23 protein-coding genes and 1 tRNA gene are annotated in these 23,859 nt (G+C 43.7%); 12 read left to right on the top strand and 12 right to left on the bottom strand.

Going from position 1 to position 23,859, the window contains the following annotated elements:
* Positions 1-63 precede the first annotated feature (63 nt).
* The 7 genes from atpA to JMY01_RS00090 all read right to left on the bottom strand — a co-directional run bounded on the left by atpA (position 64) and on the right by JMY01_RS00090 (position 6,256).
* Positions 64-1,608, bottom strand: coding sequence for a F0F1 ATP synthase subunit alpha (gene atpA / locus JMY01_RS00120; protein WP_201573158.1), 1,545 nt, complete (start codon positions 1,606-1,608; stop codon positions 64-66).
* A 97-nt stretch (positions 1,609-1,705) separates the two neighbouring features.
* Positions 1,706-2,326, bottom strand: a complete 621-nt coding sequence (locus tag JMY01_RS00115) for a F0F1 ATP synthase subunit delta (RefSeq protein ID WP_201573155.1) — start codon at positions 2,324-2,326, stop codon at positions 1,706-1,708.
* A gap of 13 nt (positions 2,327-2,339) precedes the next feature.
* Positions 2,340-2,810 (bottom strand): F0F1 ATP synthase subunit B, encoded by a 471-nt coding sequence (locus JMY01_RS00110; protein WP_201573152.1) that lies wholly within the window; start codon positions 2,808-2,810, stop codon positions 2,340-2,342.
* Positions 2,811-2,904: 94 nt separating this feature from the next.
* Positions 2,905-3,153: a F0F1 ATP synthase subunit C gene (gene atpE, locus JMY01_RS00105; RefSeq protein ID WP_201573150.1), complete on the bottom strand. Its 249-nt coding sequence runs from the start codon at positions 3,151-3,153 to the stop codon at positions 2,905-2,907.
* Between the two features lie 40 nt (positions 3,154-3,193).
* Complete coding sequence (gene atpB, locus JMY01_RS00100) at positions 3,194-4,069, bottom strand: F0F1 ATP synthase subunit A (RefSeq protein WP_201573148.1); 876 nt, start codon at positions 4,067-4,069, stop codon at positions 3,194-3,196.
* Between the two features lie 691 nt (positions 4,070-4,760).
* Entirely contained in the window at positions 4,761-5,159 is a 399-nt protein-coding gene (locus tag JMY01_RS00095) for an ATP synthase subunit I (RefSeq protein ID WP_201573146.1), read from the bottom strand.
* Between the two features lie 269 nt (positions 5,160-5,428).
* Positions 5,429-6,256: a metal ABC transporter solute-binding protein, Zn/Mn family gene (locus JMY01_RS00090; protein WP_227677603.1), complete on the bottom strand. Its 828-nt coding sequence runs from the start codon at positions 6,254-6,256 to the stop codon at positions 5,429-5,431.
* 244 nt (positions 6,257-6,500) lie between these two features.
* Here JMY01_RS00090 and JMY01_RS00085 point away from each other — a divergent pair, with 244 nt between their 5' ends.
* The 6 genes from JMY01_RS00085 to gluQRS all read left to right on the top strand — a co-directional run bounded on the left by JMY01_RS00085 (position 6,501) and on the right by gluQRS (position 11,824).
* On the top strand, positions 6,501-7,022 hold the full coding sequence (locus JMY01_RS00085) for a transcriptional repressor (protein ID WP_201576962.1): 522 nt from the start codon (positions 6,501-6,503) through the stop codon (positions 7,020-7,022).
* Positions 7,023-7,072: 50 nt separating this feature from the next.
* Complete coding sequence (locus tag JMY01_RS00080) at positions 7,073-7,858, top strand: metal ABC transporter ATP-binding protein (protein WP_201573114.1); 786 nt, start codon at positions 7,073-7,075, stop codon at positions 7,856-7,858.
* Between the two features lie 43 nt (positions 7,859-7,901).
* A complete protein-coding gene (locus JMY01_RS00075) occupies positions 7,902-8,705 on the top strand; it encodes a metal ABC transporter permease (RefSeq protein ID WP_201573111.1) in 804 nt (267 codons plus the stop codon).
* A gap of 260 nt (positions 8,706-8,965) precedes the next feature.
* Positions 8,966-9,802: a metallophosphoesterase gene (locus JMY01_RS00070; RefSeq protein ID WP_201573108.1), complete on the top strand. Its 837-nt coding sequence runs from the start codon at positions 8,966-8,968 to the stop codon at positions 9,800-9,802.
* A 422-nt stretch (positions 9,803-10,224) separates the two neighbouring features.
* On the top strand, positions 10,225-10,665 hold the full coding sequence (gene dksA, locus JMY01_RS00065) for an RNA polymerase-binding protein DksA (RefSeq protein ID WP_201573105.1): 441 nt from the start codon (positions 10,225-10,227) through the stop codon (positions 10,663-10,665).
* A gap of 187 nt (positions 10,666-10,852) precedes the next feature.
* Positions 10,853-11,824, top strand: coding sequence for a tRNA glutamyl-Q(34) synthetase GluQRS (gluQRS, locus tag JMY01_RS00060; protein WP_227677602.1), 972 nt, complete (start codon positions 10,853-10,855; stop codon positions 11,822-11,824).
* A gap of 106 nt (positions 11,825-11,930) precedes the next feature.
* On the opposite strand, the gene ftsW is transcribed toward gluQRS, so the two are convergent.
* Together ftsW and murD are read right to left on the bottom strand one after the other, a co-directional pair.
* On the bottom strand, positions 11,931-13,127 hold the full coding sequence (ftsW, locus tag JMY01_RS00055; RefSeq protein WP_201573086.1) for a putative lipid II flippase FtsW: 1,197 nt from the start codon (positions 13,125-13,127) through the stop codon (positions 11,931-11,933).
* 134 nt (positions 13,128-13,261) lie between these two features.
* Positions 13,262-14,704: a UDP-N-acetylmuramoyl-L-alanine--D-glutamate ligase gene (murD, locus tag JMY01_RS00050; RefSeq protein WP_201573069.1), complete on the bottom strand. Its 1,443-nt coding sequence runs from the start codon at positions 14,702-14,704 to the stop codon at positions 13,262-13,264.
* Positions 14,705-15,385: 681 nt separating this feature from the next.
* Here murD and JMY01_RS00045 point away from each other — a divergent pair.
* The 4 genes from JMY01_RS00045 (at position 15,386) to JMY01_RS00030 (ending at position 20,040) form a co-directional block, all read left to right on the top strand.
* A complete protein-coding gene (locus tag JMY01_RS00045) occupies positions 15,386-16,885 on the top strand; it encodes a SulP family inorganic anion transporter (protein ID WP_201573066.1) in 1,500 nt (499 codons plus the stop codon).
* 56 nt (positions 16,886-16,941) lie between these two features.
* A complete protein-coding gene (locus tag JMY01_RS00040; RefSeq protein ID WP_201573062.1) occupies positions 16,942-17,796 on the top strand; it encodes a universal stress protein in 855 nt (284 codons plus the stop codon).
* 504 nt (positions 17,797-18,300) lie between these two features.
* The gene (locus tag JMY01_RS00035) at positions 18,301-18,639 is read left to right on the top strand and encodes a P-II family nitrogen regulator (RefSeq protein WP_201573059.1); all 339 of its coding nucleotides are present in this window, start codon (positions 18,301-18,303) and stop codon (positions 18,637-18,639) included.
* Between the two features lie 138 nt (positions 18,640-18,777).
* Positions 18,778-20,040 (top strand): ammonium transporter, encoded by a 1,263-nt coding sequence (locus tag JMY01_RS00030; RefSeq protein ID WP_201573056.1) that lies wholly within the window; start codon positions 18,778-18,780, stop codon positions 20,038-20,040.
* A 167-nt stretch (positions 20,041-20,207) separates the two neighbouring features.
* Here the strand turns inward: JMY01_RS00030 and JMY01_RS00025 are convergent, their stop codons facing one another.
* The 3 genes from JMY01_RS00025 to JMY01_RS00015 all read right to left on the bottom strand — a co-directional run bounded on the left by JMY01_RS00025 (position 20,208) and on the right by JMY01_RS00015 (position 21,951).
* A complete protein-coding gene (locus JMY01_RS00025) occupies positions 20,208-20,591 on the bottom strand; it encodes a DUF2147 domain-containing protein (protein WP_201573053.1) in 384 nt (127 codons plus the stop codon).
* A 207-nt stretch (positions 20,592-20,798) separates the two neighbouring features.
* Positions 20,799-21,062, bottom strand: coding sequence for a hypothetical protein (locus JMY01_RS00020; RefSeq protein ID WP_201573050.1), 264 nt, complete (start codon positions 21,060-21,062; stop codon positions 20,799-20,801).
* Positions 21,063-21,087: 25 nt separating this feature from the next.
* Complete coding sequence (locus JMY01_RS00015) at positions 21,088-21,951, bottom strand: DNA/RNA non-specific endonuclease (RefSeq protein WP_227677601.1); 864 nt, start codon at positions 21,949-21,951, stop codon at positions 21,088-21,090.
* 177 nt (positions 21,952-22,128) lie between these two features.
* Between JMY01_RS00015 and JMY01_RS00010 the strand changes: the two genes are divergently transcribed.
* Both JMY01_RS00010 and JMY01_RS00005 read left to right on the top strand, forming a co-directional pair.
* Positions 22,129-22,219: transfer RNA gene (locus tag JMY01_RS00010), tRNA-Ser, on the top strand.
* A gap of 350 nt (positions 22,220-22,569) precedes the next feature.
* Positions 22,570-23,856 carry a tyrosine-type recombinase/integrase gene (locus tag JMY01_RS00005; protein WP_227677948.1) on the top strand — a complete coding sequence of 429 codons (1,287 nt, stop codon included), beginning with the start codon at positions 22,570-22,572 and terminating at the stop codon, positions 23,854-23,856.
* Positions 23,857-23,859 lie beyond the last annotated feature (3 nt).

Raw genomic sequence — 23,859 nt, 5'->3', positions numbered from 1 at the left:
TACAAAGTAGCCTCTCTACAATCAACCAAACCGGCTTAACCCGTTAACTTAGTCTTTATTAACTTAGTAACTGTGGTTTTGTTTAAAAGTCTCAACTGCTGACTTTAAACGACCTGCAATATCATCATTATAATTTGCAGTGTCATCAATCTCACGCATCAAGTCGGCTTGTTCGTCATGCATATAACGTAAGAAAGACTCTTCAAAAGAACCAATCTTTTCAACTGGTACGTCTGCTAAGAAACCTTCGTTTGATGCATAAATAACCGCTGCTTGTTCAGCGACAGACATTGGCTGGTACTGTTTCTGCTTCATTAGCTCAGTAACACGCTCACCATGGTCTAGCTGTTCACGAGTGGCATCATCCAAATCTGAAGCAAACTGCGCGAATGCTGCGAGTTCTCGGTACTGTGCAAGTGCGGTACGAATACCACCTGACAGCTTCTTGATAATCTTAGTCTGAGCAGCACCACCAACACGTGATACCGAGATACCAGCGTTAACTGCAGGACGAATACCTGAGTTAAATAGGCTTGATTCTAAGAAAATCTGACCATCGGTAATAGAAATTACGTTGGTTGGTACGAATGCAGAGACGTCACCCGCTTGGGTTTCAATGATAGGTAGTGCGGTTAAAGAACCCGTCTTGCCTTTCACTTCACCATTAGTAAAGTTTTCTACATAGTCAGCGTTGACGCGTGAGGCACGCTCAAGTAGACGTGAGTGTAAATAGAATACGTCACCTGGATATGCTTCACGGCCTGGCGGACGACGTAGTAGTAGTGAGATCTGACGATACGCTACCGCTTGTTTTGATAAGTCATCAAACACGATTAGTGCATCTTCACCGCGGTCACGGAAGTACTCACCCATCGTACAGCCTGAGTACGGTGCAATGTACTGTAGTGCTGCTGGCTCTGACGCAGAAGCAACCACAACCGTGGTATATTCTAAAGCGCCTGTCTCTTCAAGCTTACGCACGACGTTAGCAATTGTAGAACGTTTTTGACCAACCGCTACGTACACACACTTAATACCAGAAGTTTTCTGTGCGATGATGGTATCGATAGCCAGTGCCGTTTTACCGGTCTGACGGTCACCAATGATAAGCTCACGCTGACCACGACCGATTGGAATCATGGTATCGACCGCTTTATAACCGGTCATTACTGGCTCATCAACCGATTGACGGTCAATAACGCCTGGAGCGATTTTTTCGACTTTATCAGTCATCTTGGCATTGATAGGACCTTTGCCATCAATAGGATTACCCAAAGCATCAACAACGCGGCCGAGCAACTCAGGACCCACTGGCACTTCAAGAATACGACCAGTACAATAGGCTTTTTGGCCTTCTTGTAGTTTTAGATAATCGCCTAGTATCACCGCACCGACGGAGTCACGCTCTAAGTTTAGAGCCATGCCGTAGATTTCGCCTTCAAACTCAATCATTTCGCCGTACATGGCATCTTCAAGACCATGAATCTGCACGATACCGTCAGATACTTTGACAATCGTGCCTTCATTCTTTGCAGTTGCACCCGCATCAAGGTCTTGAATACGCTGCTTAATCAGGTTACTGATTTCCGCTGGATTCAATTGTTGCATTGCCTTGTTTCCTTTAATTTATGATAACCCGCCCACTGACTTAAATGCTCTTATTTCACACAGCCTTCAGTTAGCAAGGCTGAGTTAATGAATGGCATTAGGCAGTTAGCTGTGTTTTTAACTGTTGTAACTTGCCGCGCATTGAATCATCAATGACCTTGTCACCGACTTTGATTGTAGCGCCTGCCAAAAGACTAGGATCAACCGACTCATGGATCACCACACTAGCATTCAGTGAGGCTGCGAGACGTGTTTGAAGCATCTCACGCTGTGCGTCAGTCAATGGATAGGCAGTGGTCACATAAGCGTCAAGCTGTTTTAAGCTTAGCGCTTTGTGACGACGATAATGCTCATAAACTTCAGGAAGCAGCGCCAGACGCTCTTGTTCTGATAGCTGATTAACGAAGTTGCTAAGCGCTGCTGATACTTTTGGGTAGCTGGCGTCGGTATTCTGATGCCCTTTAGCGTCATTTAATAACCGCTTAAAAGCAGAATCACTAGCGCTTGCTACTTGTGTATCATAAAGATCGACCAAAGCGGCTGACTTATGCTCAGCAGAAACGGCTGGATTGTCTAGCAATGTGTGGAACGATTTGTCATTGACAATCGCACTGGCAATAAACAAGAAGTTTTCCCATTCATTAACCACCCCGTGTTCATTGGCATAGTCAAACGCGGCTTTAGCGTAGGGTCGTGCTAAGGTTGATAAGTCAGCCATTATATCCTCACAGTTACAGCTTAGCCGCCAGTTGGTCTAACATGCTGGCATGTTTTTGCACATCGACTTTATCTTGCAAAATCTTTTCAGCACCAAGCACAGACAGTTCAGCGACCTGAGCACGTAATGATTCGCGTGCTTGATTGATTTCTTGGTCGATAGACGCTTGTGCTTGTTGACGAATGCGCTCGCCTTCTATTTGTGCTTGCGATTTAGCGTCTTCAACCAACTGGTTGGCACTCTTGTTCGCTTGCTCAATTAGTGCAGCAGCTTTCGCCTTAGCAGCATTAAGCTCCTGCTCTGCATCTTGCTCAGCGGTAGCCAAGTCTGCTTTTGCTTTTTCAGCGGCATTTAAGCCGTCAGCAATCTTACGCTGACGTTCATTGATGGCGCCAATAAGTGGTGGCCACACGAATTTCATGCAAAAAACCACAAATATTGCAAAAGCAATGGCTTGACCGATGATGGTAAAATTGATATTCACGTGATCACCTCTTTGTTAATGAAAAATCAGTTTCATTGATCATGTTTGGCTCTCAGAAATATGACAACCAAACACTTACAACTGAGCTTTCTGATTAACCTGCTAGAGGGTTAGCGAATAATAGTAACATCGCGATACCAACACCAATCATTGGAATAGCATCCAATAGACCTGCTACGATAAACATACGTGTTTGCAACTGTGAACCAAGCTCTGGCTGACGTGCAACACTTTCTAGGAACTTGCCACCTAAAAGAGCAAAGCCAATACCTGTTGCAATAGCGCCTGCGCCGATAAGCATTGCAACTGCGATAACTGTAGAACTACCTAATACTGGATCCATTGATGTATCCTCTTTACCTATTTATTGATGAAGTGTCTAATTAATGTTCAGTTGACGAAGCTAATGATAAGTAAATTATCGTCAGCATCATAAAAATGAACGCTTGAAGGGTAATAATTAAAATATGGAAGATAGCCCATGGTACTGATAGTGCCCACTGAATCCAGAATGGCATCAAGGCAATCAAAATAAATACCAACTCACCAGCATACATGTTACCGAACAGACGTAAGCCAAGTGAAATTGGTTTTGCAATCAAAGTCACGACTTCTAGGATGAAGTTGACAGGGATTAAGATAATTTTCAATATAATATTATTCGAGCTAAATGGATGTAGCGTCAGTTCAGCGAGAAATCCACCGATACCTTTTTCTTTAATGCTATAACCGATAATCAGTGCGAAAACTGAAAAAGCCATACCTAGGGTAATGTTAGGATCAGTTGTCGGTACAATTTTGAAAAAGACGTGATGTGGATCACCTCCACCCGCTCCCATCGCAGCACCGATCTGGCCAGCCAAACCTGGAATGAAGTCGATAGGCATTAAATCCATCAAGTTCATTAACCAAATCCAGACGAAGATGGTTAACGCTAGAGGTGCTATTAGCTTTGAAGTACCGCTATAAGACTCGCGCACGCTATTATCGACGAACTCGACAATCATCTCAACCGCTGCTTGAGTCTTGCTTGGCACATCTGAGGTCACTTTTTTCGCCACCTTCCAGAAGAACCAGCAGAATAAGATACCTAGACCGATTGACCATAGCATAGAGTCAAGATGGATAGCATTAAAGCCCATCTGTCCCGCTTCTTCTGCGGTATAGGCAACCTTCCAGCCTTCGCCAGGCAGATAGCCATAGGTCCAATTGGTTAAATGGTGAGAGATATAATCTGTTGATGATTGTTCGGCTGCCATAATGTAAGCTTCTTATTAATCAAATATTTAATCAATTACCAAAAATATGGTTGTCATCTGATGGGTGAATTAGCGATATCAATGACACAAGGTCAATCAAACTTTTAAAAAACGCAGCAAGCGCATTACTAGCTTGACCTACTGTGTGCGAATTATGATGCTAAGGCACTCATGTAAGCAACAACATCCAGCCCATTGTTCTTTTGCGGTACTAGCTTCACTCATTTTAATAAATTCTAGCTATCAAAAAAGGGCTTATGAGTATTCATTACTAGCCCTTGGTACCTGCATATAACGTGATATCTGAGTATTTGCTTATGATTTTGTCAAATCGGCGCTCAATACAGCGGCTATAAGCGAAATTATTAGCTGAGTATCTTAAAGCAGCGTTGCATTTATGTAAAGTCTATTGTGTGTTTTTTATTAGCTTTATGAGTAAGTTAGTCACGTTCATCGTTTGTCAGTATGGTTTTACACCAGTAATTTAATTGTAAAAAATTGTTTCTCTAACAATCAACTTATATCCGTTTTCTGTCTCTCGTACTAACAGCGTGACTTTTTAATGAGCTCATTTTAGCTATGGATAACACTTTTAATATACTTAGCACCTTCGTATAACGGTGCTTTTATTATTTTGAATGAACTAAAGAGGTTTTAAATGGGGATTAACAATCAAACAGTAATGTTGTGGCTAACGTACGTACATCAACATCCAACTGTGGCTAATCTGCATTACTATAAAACCGATGAACAGCGCAGGCGCAGACAGAGGTCGTATGGTAATAAAAATTAGTGCAAAGCCAAACACCGTCAGTAGCCATTTGACCATCTGACCACGATATAGCTGGCTGACAATATGTCGGCGCGCGCGATAGCCAGTATACCAAAAGACAAATGCTGCAAATATTGCTTGAGAAGTAAAGCTTAACAAAGCACCAAGAGCGGTGCTTTTTGCTACAATCAGCTCACTATGCAGCCAAACAATATCTAGCATCGAAACGCTAACAATCAGGATAAACAGTATCCACGCTTGGCGTTTGATGTAGAGGCCTATTTTATCTTTTTGCGTGCGTTTGGCAGGCTTGGTCATCAGCTATCCTATGATATAGCGGTGGAATAAAAGCAGTGCATCACAAGCCTGCTTATCCGTGAACGGCTCACTATACAAGTCTAACCTTTTAACCAAAATAAAACGCCACTTATTATAAGGAGCAAGTCATCACTAAGCAAGCAAAATGTGACCTTTGTTTGTTATTTTGAGCGCTTCTTGCTTCCTATACAATGAGGACAAGATAGTAAACGCTGCAAACCTCACTGTTTCGATAAAAAACTAGGGAAAGTTGCAACGTATATTACAGTTCAAGATATACAACTGCGTATCTGCTGTGCCATATTATACCATCCATCAACGAAGGTTTTACTACCACTCATATCTTCAGCTTGCACTGTGGTGTTGACAGGTTGCAGTTTGGCAAGTAACCCCTTCGCAGGATCACTTTGAGCCACCAAACACATTTGTTTAGCAGGGCGTTGCTCGTTTAACCAGCGCAGCTGACTGGCTTTGGGAGAAAGATGGTGATCAGCACTTAAGCTTCCAATCATCTGCAGCCCTAAACTTGCTTCAATATATTGATAAGCGTCATGATAGGCCCAGTAAGGGTATGGTTTTTGACTGCCTTGTTGCATGGTCTGTACCGTCCTATCCATGCGCTGAGCGAATTTTTTTGCATTGGCCTGATATAGGCTTTTATATTGTGGATTGGCATGACTATGAATAACCGCCAGTGCACGGGTAATGGCTTTGGCGTTTTCAGGATCTAACCAAATATGTGGGTCTAGCGTATTTGCAATAAGCTTGCCTTTGACATCACGCAACGGATGGCGAGTGAAAGCATCAAATGCAAATAAGGAGATGGCATTGGGCGCAGTATTCAAACTCGATGCAAGATTATTCTCTAGCGACTCACCAAACCATACGACAAAGGTGCTCTCTTGAATGGCTTTAATGTCACCAGGACTGATACTACCATGATGTCCCACCTCCCCTGCTTGTAACAATTGATTGGCAGAAGGTGCGCCTTCCGTCACTGCTTGACTCAATAAAAACAACGGATAATTACTCACACTGACAGTGGCTGCATGCGCACTCATCATTATTGAGCTAAACAGTATCAGGGTCGCGGCCATCCAACGTTTAGACCATCTAAATACCCTTGATACAGAACCAGACGATGTCTTATGACTTTTTTTATTGTGTGTTTTGCTAAGTGCACTGATACAGCGACGATAATTTACATACATGCGATAAGTGTCCTATCCGTTTTATTTTAGACCTGTTTTTTTAGAAAAGCCTAGCAAGTTATGAATAGTAGTATGTTATACTATAACAATTAAAAACGCACTATTAATTTTGGGAGTTGGTGTTGTGTCAATGATCTCATCTACTTGTGAACACTTACATGATGTTCAGCACTTTACGCCGCAGGATGTGGCTAAGCGTTTAGAGGCAGCAAAAGAGCAGTCTCGATTGCGTGAGGTGCGCTTTACTCCGCTACGTCAGCAGATATATACACTGGTGCTGCAAGCCAATAAACCAGTGGGTGCGTATGACTTAATCACACAGCTTCAGCAAATACGCTTAGAATCAACAGATGAGAGCGCAAACAAGCAAACGCAAAAAAACGTCGCACCACCAACGGTCTATCGCAGTTTGGAGTTTTTATTGAGCGAGGGCTTGATTCATCAGCTCACTTCACTCAATGCTTATGTTCCCTGTTGCCATCCCCGCGCACAGCATACAGCTGCATTTTTGATCTGTCAGCACTGTCAACGTGTACAGGAATGTAGTAGTTTGCCAGTACAGGAAATGATGAGCTTTGCAGAACAGGATATAGGATTTGTCGTCGATCACAGTGTCATTGAACTGAGTGGACGCTGCCAAAACTGTCAGTAGCATTTATGACTTATCATTTTTATAACCTTTAACCTAGTGATTGTGAGCGCATGAGCCTTTTATTATCAGCCCTAGAACAACCACCAGCATTAAGCGTAAGCAGCAGTACACCTCTGCTCAGCTTAAATGACGTGAGTTATTATATTGGTAAGCAGCGCTTGGTCGCCAATATCAATATTGATATTGCCGTCAATGAGACTGTCAGTCTAATAGGACCAAATGGTGCAGGAAAATCGACACTGGTTAAACTCATTTTAGATTTAATCCAGCCCACGCAAGGTCATATCACTGCGCATCAGCCGCTACAGCTTGGCTATGTACCGCAGCGCTTCACTGTGCCGCCAATCTTGCCGTTAAGGGTCAAAGACCTATTAGAGCAAGCGGACAAACGGCGGTTGAGCGCTGAGCAACGGCAGTTTATTTTTGATAACTTATCCCTCAATCATCTACTGCCACGGCAAATGGGGCACTTATCAGGTGGTGAGACCCAGCGCGTGCTGCTGGCACGAGCGCTATTGGATAAGCCCAATCTGCTGATATTGGACGAGCCTATGCAAGGGCTTGATCCTGATACTGAAGTCTGGCTCTATCAATTCATCGATGAATTGCCAGATTTTTTACGCTGTGCAATGTTGGTCGTGTCGCATGATTTACATTGGGTGATGAAGGGCAGCCGCCGAGTGATTTGTTTGAATAAGCATATTTGCTGCGAGGGACAACCCAGCGAGCTTGCGATCACAGCAGAGTTTCAAAAGCTGTTTGGTCATCATTATGAGCAGCCCTATGTGCATCAGCACCATGCCTGTGAGCATCAAGCCCCAAGTGACTTGCTGTAAAACAATAATCTATAAAATAATAATTTAACGGACAACACCTGTTATGACTGCTTGGTTAGCCATCATTGCCCCTGCCTGGATTGCCGGCAGTATTTTAGGTCTATTATCAGCGCCGCTTGGCTGCTTGGTATTATGGCGACGCATGGCGTTTTTTGCTGATGCTTTAGCACATGGCACTCTACTTGGAGTCGGGCTTGCCGTCTGGTGGCAGCTACCAATGGGCATGGGTATTGTACTTGTCAGTGTCATGGTAGTCGCAGGGCTAGTTTTGATAGACGATGAGCGCCTGCCCATTGATGCCGTACTGGCAGTGCTGGCCGTTTCATTATTATGCTTGGGTCTCCTCACCTTAACCCAGTTGACTGACCAGCAAGCAAATGTATTAGGTTTCTTATTTGGTAATTTACTTGAGCTTGATTGGGCTGACTTGCCACTCCTTGCTGCTAGCGTACTGCTAGGCTTAGGGTTCTTAATTTATATCTGGCCTGCACAGTTAAAACTGGCAACTCATGAAGCCCTAGCCCGAATCCAAGGTATCAACCCCACCAAACAACGACTATTCTTTATGGGCGTACTAGCAGGGTTTTGCGCGATTGCCTTGCAAGCAGTTGGTAGCTTACTGATCAGTGGCTTACTGGTACTACCCGCACTCACTGCCCGTTTATGGTCAACCGCCCCCAGACAGATGGTCATCTTTGCACTCATCATCGCACAAGTAGGCGTAACCTTAGGCGTTTGGGGTAGCATTTGGCTAGATATACAGACTGGACTTGCCATTGTATTGGTGCTGGCTATCTTGTTTTTTGCCGCGCTTATCCTCTCTAAGCTCGGGACGCAGCAAAATTAGAGCCGCTATCTCTGTCTTTAGGGCTTTGTCCTTAGAAAAGTAGTTTAGGAAAAGTAAACTTTATTTGATAATTATCACTAGAGATTTTATAAAATATATGCTATAAACTCGCTTATATAGCGCCGTATATCAGCAGTAGCCGCTCATACAGCTATTACTGATAAAACTCACGATGATAGTTTTACGGTTTATCTCCATTTTTGAGGGCGTCTTAGCTGTTTGAGCCTGTGATATTTTCTAGCTCATAAAGGATAAAGTCTATGCCACAGTACCCTGCTCGCACTATCTTATCACCTGACGAGCAAGTGAATGTACTGCAGATCACGGACATGCATTTGGCGAGCATTGACGATATAACAGATGAAAACGTAGCATCTAAACATCACTGTCGGCAGAGCTTTGAAGCTGTTATTGAACAAGCGTTAAGTGAAGATATTCGTTGTGATTTGATTTTAGTCACTGGTGACTTAGTAAATGAAGTTAAGACCTCTATTTACGATTATATTTTCGAGGTACTCAGCGCCACAAACATCCCCTTTGCTTGCATTGCGGGTAATCATGACGTGACTGATGAAATTGATAGTCATCTTCCATTTTCTCAGCGTAAGCTCGTCGCAAAAACAGCAGATAAACGTCTTTTAAGCCAGCATGTCATTGATACTGAATACTGGCAATTGCTATTAATTAATTCCGCAGTCGCTGGCAAGATAGCAGGTGAGATTACTGACCTTGATATTGATTGGCTGTGTACGCAATTGAACACCTGTGATAAGCCAGCTCTGATAGTACTGCATCATCATGTGTTGCCGATGCAGTCAGAATGGATAGATGCCCATATCGCAGAAAACACCGCCGAGTTTTGGCGAAGGATGTCCGCATTTAAACAGTTAAAGGTCATTGTGAGTGGTCATACGCATCAAGAGCAAACGCGCGACCATAATGGCGTGACTGCCTATACTACGCCGTCAACCTGCTACCAGTTCCAGCCTTATGAAGATGACTTTGCTTATGATAAGGATGCCCAGCCTGGCTACCGTTGGTTGCAATTAGCCAACACTGGACGGGTTGCAAGTTGGATTAAGAGATTAGATACTTGATGCCCATTCTTATGGGATGGGGTCAATTTACTACTGTGCTAAAATGCTAGTAAGCTTTTGAAAATTAACATAGAATGACCCGTTCAAAATAGTACTAGGCAAGCAGAGTAAAATAACCGATACTGCAAATATACTCACGTTATACAAACAACTAAGAAAACAGGAAGGTCTAACGTCAAATGTTAGGCAACAAAATAATGGCTAGGATAGCTACGACAACCACCAGCCAAGATTTCGCAATCGGCAATCACGATAAGTGATACACCGATATAAACGTATCATGAGATCCTCTATGTTACTTGCGTTACCACGTGGTGAAACGTTCTGTAAGAGACAGACTATAGTATTCATTGAAAATGCTGAGTTCTTGTCTTTTGTAAATGTCGTTTTGTTGAATTAATTTGAAAAACTAGGATACCCATATGAGCACTGTAACTACCAATCCAAGTGATGTTAAATTCACCCCTTATGTGCCTGCCAAAGACGAAGAATATATGTCTGATGCGCAGTTAGAGCACTTTAGAACTATTTTATTGGATTGGAAAAGCCAGCTTATTGGCGAGGCTGACCGCACTAAAACTTATATTCAAGACGAATCCAGTGCGATGCCAGATATCAATGATCGCGCCACTCAAGAAGAAGAGTTCGCTCTCGCGTTACGCACACGTGACCGTGAGCGTAAATTGATTCGTAAAATCGATAAGTCTATCGCTGAAATCGAAGGTGACGACTATGGTTTTTGTGAGACCTGCGGCGTAGAGATTGGCTTACGCCGTTTGGAAGCGCGTCCAACAGCGACTCAATGTATTGACTGCAAAACTCTGTCTGAAATGAAAGAGCGTCAAAACCAAGGTCATACCTAGAAGTACGCTGTATTTGTAAATGCTTCATATAAATATGACGAAAGCGACCATCATGGTCGCTTTTTTGCATTCATATATATGCGGTTATTTATAGAATCGACTAACAAAACAGATAAGTTTAATAAATAGCTTTTCATAACTGTTTTATTTATCCTGTTGTCATACTTTTTTTTGATAGCTACTCACTTTGAATTCATTAAATATCAATACAAATCACTCACTCCAGTCTATACGTCCTGTAGGCCGCTTCGCCCCTTCGCCGACGGGCGAGCTGCACCTTGGCTCACTGACCACAGCGCTGGCAAGTTATTGTCATATCAAATCCTTGGGTGGTAAGTGGCTATTGCGTATCGAAGATACCGATACTGAACGCTGTGACCGACAGTTCAGTGAACAAATTCTAATGGATTTAAAAGCGCTCAGTTTACACTGGGATGATGATGTCATTTACCAGTCTGAGCGTATCGATATCTATAATGACTATCTATCATCACAGCTTGCACCATTAACCTACGGCTGCCAGTGCTCGCGTAAAAGCTTGGCACAATACTGGGAACGGCATGCTATATTAGAAAATGCTAACTCGCATAGTAGCAGCAAAAATCCTGCTGATACGCAGCGTTATCCTCGCTGCTGTATAGATGCCAACCTTGATAAAAATAAGCATAAGCAGCGTATCCAACTGCCTGATTACGCCATAGGTTTTATGGATGGTATCCAAGGCATGCAATGGCATAATCCACAGCAGAGCTTGGGTGACATGGTGGTACGCCGCCAAGATGGGATGATCAACTATATTTTGGCAGCAAGTATCGATGATGGGCTACAACAGGTCAGCCATATCATGCGTGGGTTAGACATCTTACCGATGACCACTGCTCAAATCAGCATCATGCATGCGGCCAACCTACCTGCAATAGACTACTGGTACCACTTGCCACTGATACGCAACCCTGATGGGCAAAAGCTCTCTAAACAAAACCTAGCTCAGCCCATCGATACAAGTAGGCCCAGCGAGCTTATTGCCACCGCTTTGCAATTACTGCAGCAACCCACCGTTGAGATGGATACGCCAGCACGTATGCTAGAGCAAGCTATTGAACAGTGGGATAATACCCCTTTACAAAATAAGCTGTCTTTAACTATAGCCAGCTCCTAAATAGAAAAACGCCGCTGATAGCGACGCTTTTTTATAACCAAATTTTTTAAAATCTGCCTATTCAAACTATTCTCTTTAAAAAACAGTTTTTTTTAAAACAATCTTTTTAAAAGTAGCGACACTGGCTCTTTTCTATTTGCGGGCTTTCTTTATTGATCTTGAGCAGCAATGCCACCATCACCAGACTGATGAGCATCGAGGAGCCACCATAACTAAAGAATGGCATGGTCAGGCCTTTGGTTGGCATCGCACCCATGTTCATTGCCGCGTTGATAATCGTTTGTGCAATAAAAATAATACCAATACCAAAAGCAGTATAGCTCATACGCATTTGCCGGCGTTTTAGCGCATTATAACTGATGCGCATGGCGCTACCGATGATGAGTGCTTCTAATATGAGAACCATCGACACACCGACGAATCCTAACTCTTCACCCGTGATGGCTAATAAAAAGTCGGTATGTGCCTCAGGTAAATGCGCGAGCTTCTGTACACTTTCGCCATAGCCGACCCCCGTAAACTCACCGCGTCCAAAGGCAATCAAACTGCGTGCCAGCTGATAGTCAGTGTCTTGAATATCATCAAAGGGATCTAAAAAAGATAATGCCCGTGTCAGTCGATACTGCACCATCGTGACTGCTAGCACACCCAATACACCAACGACGGCTGCAAGCGCGACAAACTGCTTATACGGAGCACCAGCAATATAAAATATCGCGAATACTGTGCCCACAATCACCACTAAAGAACCAAAATCAGGCTGTAATAATAATAAAAAAGTGAGTAAGCCAATAACTAAAGAGATTCGCAAAAAGCCATCCCAACCGTTACGCACCTCAAAAGAGCGCCGCACCACAAAGTCAGCCACAAAAACTACGACGACTAGCTTCGCTAACTCTGCAACCTGAAAGTTAATCACTCCTAAGTCTAACCAACGTTTTGAGCCATTAATCGGTGTACCAAAGAGTGTTGCCACTAGCAGCGCACCTGTCACTGCCAATAATATAAACTGTGTCTCGGTTTGATACAGTGTTTTTAATGGCACAAAATAATAAGGTATCGCTGCAGCAAGTAAGCCGATACCCATATATAGCAGTTGGTTCTCAAAAAAATGCAACTCTGTCATTCCGCGACTGAGCGCGAAAGGAATGGAAGCAGAGGCGACCATTAACAAGCTGAGTACCATCATACAGCCGACACTAGACAATAATATAGCGCGGGCTGAAGGCCAAGACAGAACACCATCTGAGTCAGAAGTTGAGCGAGAATTTTGCGAAAAACGAGAAAGAAAAGAGAGCGCCATAATATTTTAAGTACACTAACAAACAAAAAACACGGCGTTTATAAAACGCCACCGTTGAGACTTTAAAAGTCAGCTATTCCGTTGTTGACAGTAGCAGTAATTCATAACCAAAACAATCATTTATACTGCCATTATTAATATTCAATAGCAGTATCAGCAGGATTGTTATTAGCAACCACTCGCTCGACCAGTTGAATAAAGTGTTCGCCACGTGCAGCGTAGCTGGCATACTGATCAAAGCTCGCACAGGCTGGTGATAGCAGCACTGCTTTTACTTGCGACAAGCTACTAGCCGTAAGCTGTTCAATGGTTGCAAACGCACTCTCTAGCGTTTGACACTGATGTAGCACCACCTCATCGCTTAACTCTGCAGCGTGTAGATGCTGCTCAATTTGCTTGCCGTCTTCACCGATGCATAATACTTGGCTGACATATTGGTTAATCAGAGGCGTCAACTCACCAAACTGCTGTCCTTTGCCTTGACCACCTAATATCAATAGCAGCTTACCATCTTTGGGAGCATAGACTGCCCCTAGCCCTTCGATGGCGGCCATGGTCGAACCAATATTGGTGCCCTTTGAGTCATTGAAGTAATCAATACCTGCAGCGCTCGCCACGTACTGACAACGATGTTCAAGACCTGTAAAGCGCTGTAAAGTACCAAGCATACTATCAAGAGGCAGTCCAGCAAGCTCGCCCAATGCAAGAGCCGCTTGCGCATTTAACAGATTATGGCGGCCTTTGACTAGCAGCTTGTCAGCGGATAATAAACGCTCTGTGCCACGCGCCAAATAAATCTGCCCGTCAGGATCCGTAATCAAGCCATATTGACTTTTGTCAGGAGCATGGATACCTGTACTTATTCGCGGCAAATTGTCAGCGACCAAAGGCCGCGTCAAGGCGTCTTCACGGTTAATCACTACCGACTTGGCACCTTGAAAGATGCGATGTTTGGCTTGATGATAACCCAGCATATCACCATGGCGATCCAGATGATCAGGCGACATATTGAGAACAGTCGCCACCTGTGCACCCAAATTGGTCACAGTCTCTAATTGAAAACTGGATAGCTCAAGCACAGCCAAAGTCATATCACTGTTAGACAGCAGGTTCAATGCTGGCACGCCAATATTTCCGCCAACACCAACATTGATGCCGGCATCAGCAGCCATCTCTCCTACCAAAGTCGTCACGGTGCTTTTGGCATTGGAGCCTGTAATAGCTACTATGGGCACCTCACAGGCTTCACAAAAAAGCTGAATATCGCTTACTACAGGAATATTAGCTTGCCGTGCGGCAGCAACAGCGTCCGTTTCTAAAGAGATACCAGGGCTGATAATAATACGTGCCGCTTGTTGCAGCAGCTCTGCATCAATCGCACCGAACAGCCGAATCTCAACCGCTGCAGGTAGCTCTTTCGCCAATGCAGGTGCGGATTGCTTATCGGTGACCGCTACTCGGTAGCCTTTTTCGCTCAGATAACGCGCAGCCGACAACCCTGACTGCCCTAATCCGACCACCACTTGTAGACCATCGCCTTTATAGATGAGTGTTTCTGGTGTTGCGAGGGTTGTCATATACTTTCCTTTTATAGTGCTTTTTAGCTATAGTGCCTTATAACGCCATGTCATCCGCTATCGAAAATCAGCGATTGTCTAAATCTGTATGCAACCATTATAAAACAGGTGTGGTAAACACAGGATTATTAAATTGACAGTGAGCATCATAACGGTATCGTTCATTTTTCGGTACTGCTTTTTTGCCACTTTGTGCTATTATGCGCATAATTTTATATTAAGTTACTGAAGTTTGAACTGGACATTTCATTTTGTGTGCCAGTTTAGCATGATGTGACCTTTATCATGTGATGGTCTCGCCATATTCAGCAACTGCTCACTACGTCATGACATTGCGGCAAACGCATGTTTATGTTTGTTTTGCCTACCTTATCTGACACTCTATCTACCACGATCATTCATCGTGGTCATTTATGCACTACCTTAAGTTTTTTATCAAATTTTACTATCGGCAATACGGTAAATGCTTCAGTAGCCATTTTAGTTACGAAGCTTTGATAAGCTTTATATAACCTCTGAGGATAATGCAAGTGCAAGACCGCTTAACAGTATTGATTTGTTAAGCGACGTGGTAATGAAAGTCTGAGTGGTCGGTATTGTCCATAGACTATTATTGTCTATGAGTGATACGCCTACCAGATAACGATTACTTTTTTGCCCTTAACTATATGTAGTTTAATTATGACGTCTCTTTTTGATAATTTGCATGACGAATGGTTCTCCAATATACGCGGCGATACTCTGTCGGGAATAGTGGTCGCACTGGCATTGATTCCAGAAGCCATTGCTTTTTCTATTATCGCTGGTGTCGATCCAAAAGTTGGGCTGTATGCCTCGTTTTGTATCGCGGTGGTGATTAGCTTCGTCGGTGGTCGTCCTGGGATGATTTCAGCAGCGACAGGGGCTATGGCACTGGTCATGGTAGATTTGGTTGCTGACCATGGTCTACAATACTTGCTTGCCGCCACCTTATTGTGCGGTGGTATTCAAATTGTAATGGGTATCTTAAAACTTGGTAACCTGATGCGCTTTGTCTCTCGTTCAGTGGTGATTGGCTTCGTCAACGCCTTAGCGATTTTGATATTTGCCGCGCAGCTACCAGAGCTGAACCCAGCGACTGAACGGGTTGGCATGACAGTATATATGATGACGGCAGCAGGCTTGGCTATTATCTATCTGTTTCCACTGATTCCCAAAATTGGACGCGTCGTTCCCTCGCCGCTCATCTGTATCGTGGGTCTAACCGCAGTGGCTCTATACATGGGACTAGATATTCGTAATGTCGGCGATATGGGCGACTTACCAGATACCCTGCCTGTGTTTTTGTTTCCAGATATTCCGCTAAACCTCAATACACTATTAATCATTGCACCCTACTCTATTGCACTGGCTGTTATCGGTTTGCTTGAGTCTATGATGACCGCTACTATCGTCGATGAGCTAACGGACACGCCAAGTGATAAAAACCGTGAGTGCCGTGGTCAAGGTATTGCCAACGTCGTCTCAGGCTTCTTTGGCGGTATGGCTGGTTGTGCGATGATTGGCCAATCGATGATCAACGTAAAGTCTGGCGGGCGTACCCGTCTGTCGACCTTGATAGCAGGTGTGGTGTTACTGATCATGGTGGTATTCTTGAGCGACTGGGTCAGTCAAATACCAATGGCCGCGTTAGTCGCAGTCATGATCATGGTCTCTATTGGTACCTTCAACTGGCAGTCTATCCGTGAATTCAAAACGCATCCGATGTCATTTAATATCGTGATGTTAGCAACCGTTTTGACCACCGTATTTACTCATAACCTTGCTTACGGTGTCGGCGTCGGCGTGTTACTGTCTGCCTTATCATTTGCCAATAAGATTGGGCAGTTCTTGACCATATTTAGTGAGTATGATGACAGCAATAATACTCGATACTACTATGTACAAGGTCAAGTATTCTTTGCCTCCACCACCCAGTTTCTTGATAGCTTTGATACCAAAGAGGCGCTCGATAACGTTCAAATTGATGTGAGTAAAGCACACTTTTGGGATGTGACTGCCGTGGATACTTTGGACAAGCTGGTCATGCGCTTGCAACGCGAGGGAATAGATGTCAAGGTGGTTGGCTTGAATAGTGCCAGTCGCACCCTCATTGATCGCTTCTCTGTCCATGATCGCCGTGATATCGGCCTATTAGACTAGAGCGTAATCTGCGGAATTTGACCGTGTTTTTATTATTGAGATAATGTGGTTGCCTTATGAGTAACTTAAAACCAGACAGTGTGATTGCTTGTTTAGATTGTCCTGATCATGTGCAAGCGGTATTGGTTGCTAGCATGTGGGCGTCTACGCGCCTACAAGCACCCATTGGGCTACTTCATGCCGTGCCAAGCTTGCAACAAAAGGCCGCTATCAATTATTCAGGTTGTCTGAATATCGATGATGAAAGTGCGCTGCTGGATAACTTTACCAGTCATGAGCATCAAGGCAACTCTGAGCTCAAGGCGCAAGGTCGACTGCTCTTACATCAAGCAGCAGCCTATTGTGAGCAACATTTGCACAAGCGCAAGGTCTACAGCCTGCATCGACATGAAACCCTGAGCGAAAGCATTGATTATGTCGATGAAATGTCACAGCTCATTGTCATTGGCCATCATGTCACCTGCAGATCTACGTTGGGTCAACTCATACGCCCAAGTCTGTGCCCTATTTTGGTGACTCACACAACATTTGTGCCCCCAAAGAGTGCACTATTTGCTTTTGATAACCGTGCTACCTCCCACAAAATGTTGAATTGGTTATGTAAAACGCCACTTGTACGCGCGTTAACCATTCATATCGTCATGGTTGGTAAAGAAAACTCTGAAAACTGCGACGCGCTGCGTGAAGCTTATGCCCGCCTCAAGCAAGCAGGTATCAATTGCAAAAAATCCTTACTAGACTGCCGCGATGTTAGCGCTGCCTTAAACTACTATCAAAGCGAGCACGACATCGACCTTCTGATGTCAGGTGCCTTTGGTCAATCACGGCTACGTGAGCTGCTGCGAGGCAGCGATACTGAAAAGCTATTGGGTAGCACCAAAACCTCTTATCTACTGTTTCCTAAAACTTAATACTTTGGTTTCTCATCCCTTATAACCTCTAGCCTTCAGGCTTTGTTATCATAACTGCGGCAATCCCATTTTTAATATTCTTGTACATTCTGCTCTAGGTTTTTGCCATTAGAGCAGCGTACACTTTTCGCGTATCTTGTACTATCACCACAAACCTCTCTACAAGCGGCCCTGTACTTGCTATTTTTTAGCAATTCATCACAGGATAGCCTCCCCGCAACACGAAAAAGTTGGTTATAATAAAGCCCTCGTTGAATCTAACGTCGCAGGCGACTCCACTGCACTTGTTCTATATTGGCTGTATTTTTATTGGGGTTTTCATCCGTCATTCTTGCATTATGTATCCATAACAGTAGTCATTTAAGAAGCAATTAAGCCCAAGCGATTCTCCCCCTTGAGGATCTTTGGCACATTTCTTGAATAACTTACTGTAAGCATGGTAAAGGCATGATGCTCTAAAAGTCTGCAATAACCTGCGACATCATTTAAATAAGGAAGTTTCTTATGAAGCTAATCACTGCGATTCTAAAACCATTTAAGCTCGATGACGTACGTGAAGCGTTATCTGACATTGGCGTTAAAGGCGTTACCGTCACTGAAGTTAAAGGGTTTGGTCGTCAAAAAGGACATACCGAGCTGTATCGCGGTGCTGAATACGTGGTGGACTTTTTGCCAAAGGTCAAAGTCGAAGTCGCCGTCATTGATGAGATGGTTGAGCCTGCGATTGAAGCCATCACTCGCATCGCCAGCACCGGTAAAATCGGCGATGGCAAGATTTTTGTCACGCCACTTGAGCAAGTCATTCGTATACGTACGGGTGAAACAGGTCCTGATGCTATCTGATAGCTATCAACGCTATTAGACAGATAAACAGCCTTGCCCACTATTGGTGCAAGTATGATTTAAAGATCGCAACTGCTCAATGAAATACATTTAAAAGCAAGCCTAACTATCGCATTGTCAATTCAAGGGGGAATTAAGATGCAAAGTCAGATTTTTGAGCTACAATACGCACTCGACACGTTTTATTTTTTGGTATGTGGAGCACTGGTCATGTGGATGGCCGCTGGCTTTACAATGTTAGAAGCTGGCTTGGTTCGATCAAAAAATACAGTTGAGATTCTCACTAAGAATATCTCACTATTCGCCACCGCTTGTACCATGTACATGATATGCGGTTATGCCATTATGTATGATGGCAACCTCTTTCTAAGCGGTATCGCAGGTGGTGAGACCTTGGTAAATGATGCCTTGATAGCGTCAGCTAGTAACGGCTTTGATGGGGATTCGGTCTACTCTGCAGCGTCTGACTTCTTCTTCCAAGTGGTCTTCGTCGCTACCTGTATGTCAATTGTCTCAGGGGCTGTTGCTGAGCGCATGAAACTCTGGGCTTTTTTGCTATTTGCCGTTGTGATGACCGGCTTTATCTATCCTTTAGAAGGCAGCTGGACTTGGGGTGAAAAGGACGTCTTGGGCTTGTTTAGCTTAAGCGAAATGGGGTTTTCTGACTTTGCTGGATCTGGTATCGTCCATATGGCAGGGGCTGCTGCTGCACTATCAGGTGTATTGCTTTTAGGCGCACGTAAAGGCAAGTATGGTCTTAACGGTGAGATTCGTGCTATTCCAGGAGCGAATCTACCTCTAGCCGCACTTGGTACGCTTATTTTATGGATGGGCTGGTTTGGTTTTAATGGCGGCTCGGTTCTCAAGCTAGGTGATGTCGCCAGTGCCAACTCGGTCGCTATGGTATTTGTGAATACCAACGCGGCGGCAGCAGGCGGCGCTATTGGTGCTTTGCTGCTAGCGCGTGCTATCTTTGGCAAAGCAGACTTAACCATGCTCTTAAATGGTGCGCTGGCAGGTCTGGTCGCGATTACCGCAGAGCCTTCAACCCCGTCAGTACTACAGGCCACTATGTTTGGTATCTGTGCTGGTGTCATTGTCGTGATATCCATTCTGGCTTTAGATAGAATCAAAATCGACGATCCAGTTGGTGCTATTTCGGTACATGGAGTTGCTGGTCTCTTTGGCCTATTAATTGTACCTATTACTAATTCCTCAGCCAGCTTCCTCGGTCAAGTCGTAGGTGCAGCCACTATCTTTGCTTGGGTATTTATTACCAGCGCCATAGTGTGGGCGATTATTAAAGCAGTGATTGGTTTGCGTATATCTAAAGAGCATGAATACGAAGGTGCTGATATAGCAGAGTGCGGAATGGAAGCTTATCCTGAATTCACTCATTGAGCACATAAGTAAATAAAGTAATATGCTATATAAAGCGATAAAAAAACCCGCATAACCGATTGGTCATGCGGGTTTTACTATTCTTAACTGACTGCTTTTATCTGACTGAGTTTTTTATGGTATTTTTTAATACAATATATCAATCAAGCAGAGTAGACATAAAAGGCTTACTTCTTTTTCCACGTTTGGCTACGTGAGAATGGGCCTAGGTAACCTTTTAGATTGAGGGTATTACCTTCCAAACTTGCGGTCATACGATAGGTTTTGTTTTTCTCAGGATCAGTGATATTACCACCGCTATACTTACCGCCACCGTCAGCTTTTAGACCAGAAATAACTGTCATGCCAACGTGCTTTTTGCCTTTTTCTGAGACAGTGCTGATGAGCTTACCGGTCAATACACCATTCGATTCAGTGATTTTGACCACACCCTTAGGCTTGCCGTCATCAAAGGTCTGCCAAGTAGTGTTGGCTAACGGATCAGCAGCGAATGCCATAGTGGCCATGCTGATACCAGCAACTGCTAACATAGATTTTGTAAATAGTTTCATAGATCGACTCCTTTCTTACAATGATTATTCAAAACATGATAGTTTTGCGCTTTTCCTATGCTATCGCTTGCCGATTACTAATAGTTATTAGTCATTTGAATCACACAGGCGATATCATTGATTTATCCATTATAGACAAAATTTTTACTTTGCCTAGTAATTTCTTTATAGCTTAACACTTCTATAATTTATCACTATATCAAATAGTTACAAGAAGGGATTGTCAATACTTTCATCTGATTGGTCATTTTTTTCTTTTGACGAAAGCGATTTTTTCATATTTTCATCTGATTTTTCAAAAGCTTGTAGTATTTTACTGGTGAGCTCATGCAGCTGTTTGGCTTGCTCATACCCTGACGCATCAAGATATAAATCTATGTCACCATAAATAATAATTTTATCTTCTTGGTTCTCTATGACCAGCTCACCAATCTGCATACTTTGATGGTTGTTCGCAAATGGATCAATCATGGTACTCTCCTCTATATTGACGAAACTAGGCGTTTCTAGCTTGCAGTTGCTCCATTAGCCATTCAAGTATGGCCCAGACAAACAATAGCCATATAGGCTCCTCACCTGAAGAGTCTGACTGGTCTATATCCTCACCTGCTTTTAAGGGTAGATCTAAAGCTTCTGCCTTGGTTTGCTGATCCAGCACAGGCAAAACGTCAATACCAGTCTCGGCGGCTAACGCGTCGATGCTAATAACTTCTATGCGCTCAGACTCATCATTTGGCGCGTAATACACACCTGCTTGATTAATCGCTGGTATATAAACTGCCTTAAAAAAATGACTGGGTACCAGTACACGTCCTGCCAGCTGCTTAGTTTTTTTATTGGTAAAGGCAACCCCTGTTACCGTATACACTTCACCATATTGCTGAGTAAGGTAGCGCGTTGCAGACTCAATATTACGCCAAATATAGCGGTTATTGCGCGGAGACTGCGGCGCAATATTGGCCAAACTAAAACTGTCATACTGCTGGCTACGATTGGCCATGTCACCATTCGGCGCTAAGTGCCCGCGATCATAGCCAGAGCCCGAGTAATCTGATAGTTTGGCGCGTGCTGAGGTTGGTAGGCGGCTCTCTTCATGAAAGCTGTCCTCACGGTCGATGGTCTTAGCTTGCTGTAAACGCTTGCGGGTCAAGTGCTCTGCTGACCAGAGCGGTGTACGTGAAACACCAGAGTACATGACAGAAAAACCATCAAAACACAGCGGATGGGTATTGGTATTGAGCTTATCATTGACGAATTCAGGATATATCCCAGCATAAAAAGACTGGTTGCACTGAGTAAAGTCATCAGCATACACCGATGACATGCTTAATATACCCAACATGACCATTACTATTGTCATTATTATGCGACTTTTCAGGCTATCTATGAGCCCATTCAAACTTACCATGCGGTTTCTTACCATTTATGCTTGCCAATACGAAGACGCTATCCTAGCAGGCGTTTACCAATAAAGAAAGATAAGGCGCAAACCGTGACATTTCAAATCTTATCCGCTATACTTAGCCATTCAAAAATCGGTGAAGTGGGTGAGTGGCTGAAACCGCACGCCTGGAAAGTGTGTATACGTTCATAGCGTATCGAGGGTTCGAATCCCTCCTTCACCGCCAATCTTATAAAATCTTATTTTTCCTAGCTTGTCCTAAACTATCCTATATACATCTTAAACCCTTTAAATATAACGCGTCTAGCGTTTTTTTTATGTCTATCGTTTTCCCAGTCTATCCGAACATAACCCATCTATCCCGTGACTTGTGTTGGTCTATCTGTTGGTCTATGATTTCATTAGACCTCAAAAAGACCAACATTTAGGCTTTATAATTCAGCTTTAGACCAACTTTTTAGTTGTAACGCTTGAATCATATGGCTTGTAGCCACAGGAATAGACCAACATGCTAAGCGATAGTAAGATCCGCAAGCTTAAACCAAGTGAAAAATGCACGCCTTCGCGTCCTGACAAATACAGCGATCAGTACGCAGTACGGGCACAAAAACATGGATAAGCGCTTATCGCTTTGATAACAAGCAGACGCGTATGACGCTTGGCACCTACCCCATTATGTCATTGTCTGAAGCAAGACAGGCCAACACTGAGATAAAGGCTCTGCTAGCTGACGGTATCGATCCAAAGAACAAAAAGCGTCAAGATAAGCTTGCGAATATCCACGCACAAAAATTCAATGATTATGCGTTAGAATGGCTCGCTGAGCGCCAGCGTAACGTCAAGCCTCGTACTTATCAGCAAGACTATAACCGTATGCATAAAGACGTGTTGCCACACTTTGAAGGCATCGTACTAAAAGATGTGAGCTTTGAAGATTGCCGATCAATGGCAGATGAGATCGAAAAGCGTGTGAACAAAGACGGTGAGCCGCCACGTGAGGTGACCAGACGCACTATCGATCTGGTGGCTAATGTTTTAAGACGTGCCAAACGCGAGCGCATCATTGACCAAAACCCAATCGATGATCTAAAAGCACTCTACCCTAAAGCCAAAAGCCAGCACATGAAGCATGTAGATATACATGAGCTGCCTGCCCTACTCCAAGCTATCGAGGGCTATTATGGTCATGATCAAACCCGCTTAGGTATGAAGTTTTTAGCTTATTCATTTTGCCGCACCATTGAGCTACGTATGATGAAATGGGCACATATTGATTTTGCTAACCGTTTATGGCGTGTTGATATCGATAACCTTAAAATTGCCCGTAAGCATGTCGTACCATTGTCAGACCAAATGCTTGCGGTGCTAGAAGAAATGAAAGCTATCACGGGGCAATATGAGTACGTGTTCTACCATACAGGTATGCATCAGCCCTATAGTGAGGAATTCATTAATAATGCACTAGATATACTAGGATATGCTGGTAAACAAACTGGACATGGCTTCCGTCATATCGCATCTACCAACCTCAATGAGCTTGGCTATATGGGTGACGCCATTGAGAAGCAAATGGCGCATGATAAAAAAAGTAGCATACGTGCGGTTTATAACCACGCGCAGCATTTAGAGGAGCGCCGTAAGATCATGCAGGTCTGGGCAGACTTTTTAGACCTACTCAGAGACACAGGCGAGGTTGTAGACTTTCAGACAGCGCGGCAGCAGATTGAAAATTCTTTAGCTAAATATGAAGATGGATTAACTAAACATAAGAAAAATATAATGATCAAAGCTTTATTAAACCAGGGGTTAACTAGAGAGGATCTAAAACGCTTTATGATCGAAAGCGAAGGTATACCGAATTGAGCC

It is taken from the genome of Psychrobacter sp. H8-1, assembly GCF_904846575.1.
GTDB classification, from domain to species: domain Bacteria; phylum Pseudomonadota; class Gammaproteobacteria; order Pseudomonadales; family Moraxellaceae; genus Psychrobacter; species Psychrobacter fulvigenes.
The sequence above is the reverse complement of the archived record's forward strand: the minus strand, read 5'-3'. Positions and strand labels throughout refer to the sequence as shown.

What these genes read in the sequence shown, in the direction of transcription:
- atpA (WP_201573158.1), bottom strand. Translation starts at nt 1,608, where the DNA reads ATGCAACAATTGAATCCAGCGGAAATCAGTAACCTGATTAAGCAGCGT.
- JMY01_RS00115 (WP_201573155.1), bottom strand. Translation starts at nt 2,326, where the DNA reads ATGGCTGACTTATCAACCTTAGCACGACCCTACGCTAAAGCCGCGTTT.
- JMY01_RS00015 (WP_227677601.1), bottom strand. Translation starts at nt 21,951, where the DNA reads ATGACAATAGTAATGGTCATGTTGGGTATATTAAGCATGTCATCGGTG.
- JMY01_RS00075 (WP_201573111.1), top strand. Translation starts at nt 7,902, where the DNA reads ATGACTGCTTGGTTAGCCATCATTGCCCCTGCCTGGATTGCCGGCAGT.
- JMY01_RS00035 (WP_201573059.1), top strand. Translation starts at nt 18,301, where the DNA reads ATGAAGCTAATCACTGCGATTCTAAAACCATTTAAGCTCGATGACGTA.
- JMY01_RS00020 (WP_201573050.1), bottom strand. Translation starts at nt 21,062, where the DNA reads ATGATTGATCCATTTGCGAACAACCATCAAAGTATGCAGATTGGTGAG.
- ftsW (WP_201573086.1), bottom strand. Translation starts at nt 13,127, where the DNA reads ATGGCGCTCTCTTTTCTTTCTCGTTTTTCGCAAAATTCTCGCTCAACT.
- JMY01_RS00090 (WP_227677603.1), bottom strand. Translation starts at nt 6,256, where the DNA reads ATGGCCGCGACCCTGATACTGTTTAGCTCAATAATGATGAGTGCGCAT.
- JMY01_RS00025 (WP_201573053.1), bottom strand. Translation starts at nt 20,591, where the DNA reads ATGAAACTATTTACAAAATCTATGTTAGCAGTTGCTGGTATCAGCATG.
- JMY01_RS00080 (WP_201573114.1), top strand. Translation starts at nt 7,073, where the DNA reads ATGAGCCTTTTATTATCAGCCCTAGAACAACCACCAGCATTAAGCGTA.
- atpB (WP_201573148.1), bottom strand. Translation starts at nt 4,069, where the DNA reads ATGGCAGCCGAACAATCATCAACAGATTATATCTCTCACCATTTAACC.
- atpE (WP_201573150.1), bottom strand. Translation starts at nt 3,153, where the DNA reads ATGGATCCAGTATTAGGTAGTTCTACAGTTATCGCAGTTGCAATGCTT.
- dksA (WP_201573105.1), top strand. Translation starts at nt 10,225, where the DNA reads ATGAGCACTGTAACTACCAATCCAAGTGATGTTAAATTCACCCCTTAT.
- JMY01_RS00040 (WP_201573062.1), top strand. Translation starts at nt 16,942, where the DNA reads ATGAGTAACTTAAAACCAGACAGTGTGATTGCTTGTTTAGATTGTCCT.
- JMY01_RS00030 (WP_201573056.1), top strand. Translation starts at nt 18,778, where the DNA reads ATGCAAAGTCAGATTTTTGAGCTACAATACGCACTCGACACGTTTTAT.
- JMY01_RS00070 (WP_201573108.1), top strand. Translation starts at nt 8,966, where the DNA reads ATGCCACAGTACCCTGCTCGCACTATCTTATCACCTGACGAGCAAGTG.
- JMY01_RS00045 (WP_201573066.1), top strand. Translation starts at nt 15,386, where the DNA reads ATGACGTCTCTTTTTGATAATTTGCATGACGAATGGTTCTCCAATATA.
- JMY01_RS00085 (WP_201576962.1), top strand. Translation starts at nt 6,501, where the DNA reads ATGATCTCATCTACTTGTGAACACTTACATGATGTTCAGCACTTTACG.
- JMY01_RS00095 (WP_201573146.1), bottom strand. Translation starts at nt 5,159, where the DNA reads ATGACCAAGCCTGCCAAACGCACGCAAAAAGATAAAATAGGCCTCTAC.
- murD (WP_201573069.1), bottom strand. Translation starts at nt 14,704, where the DNA reads ATGACAACCCTCGCAACACCAGAAACACTCATCTATAAAGGCGATGGT.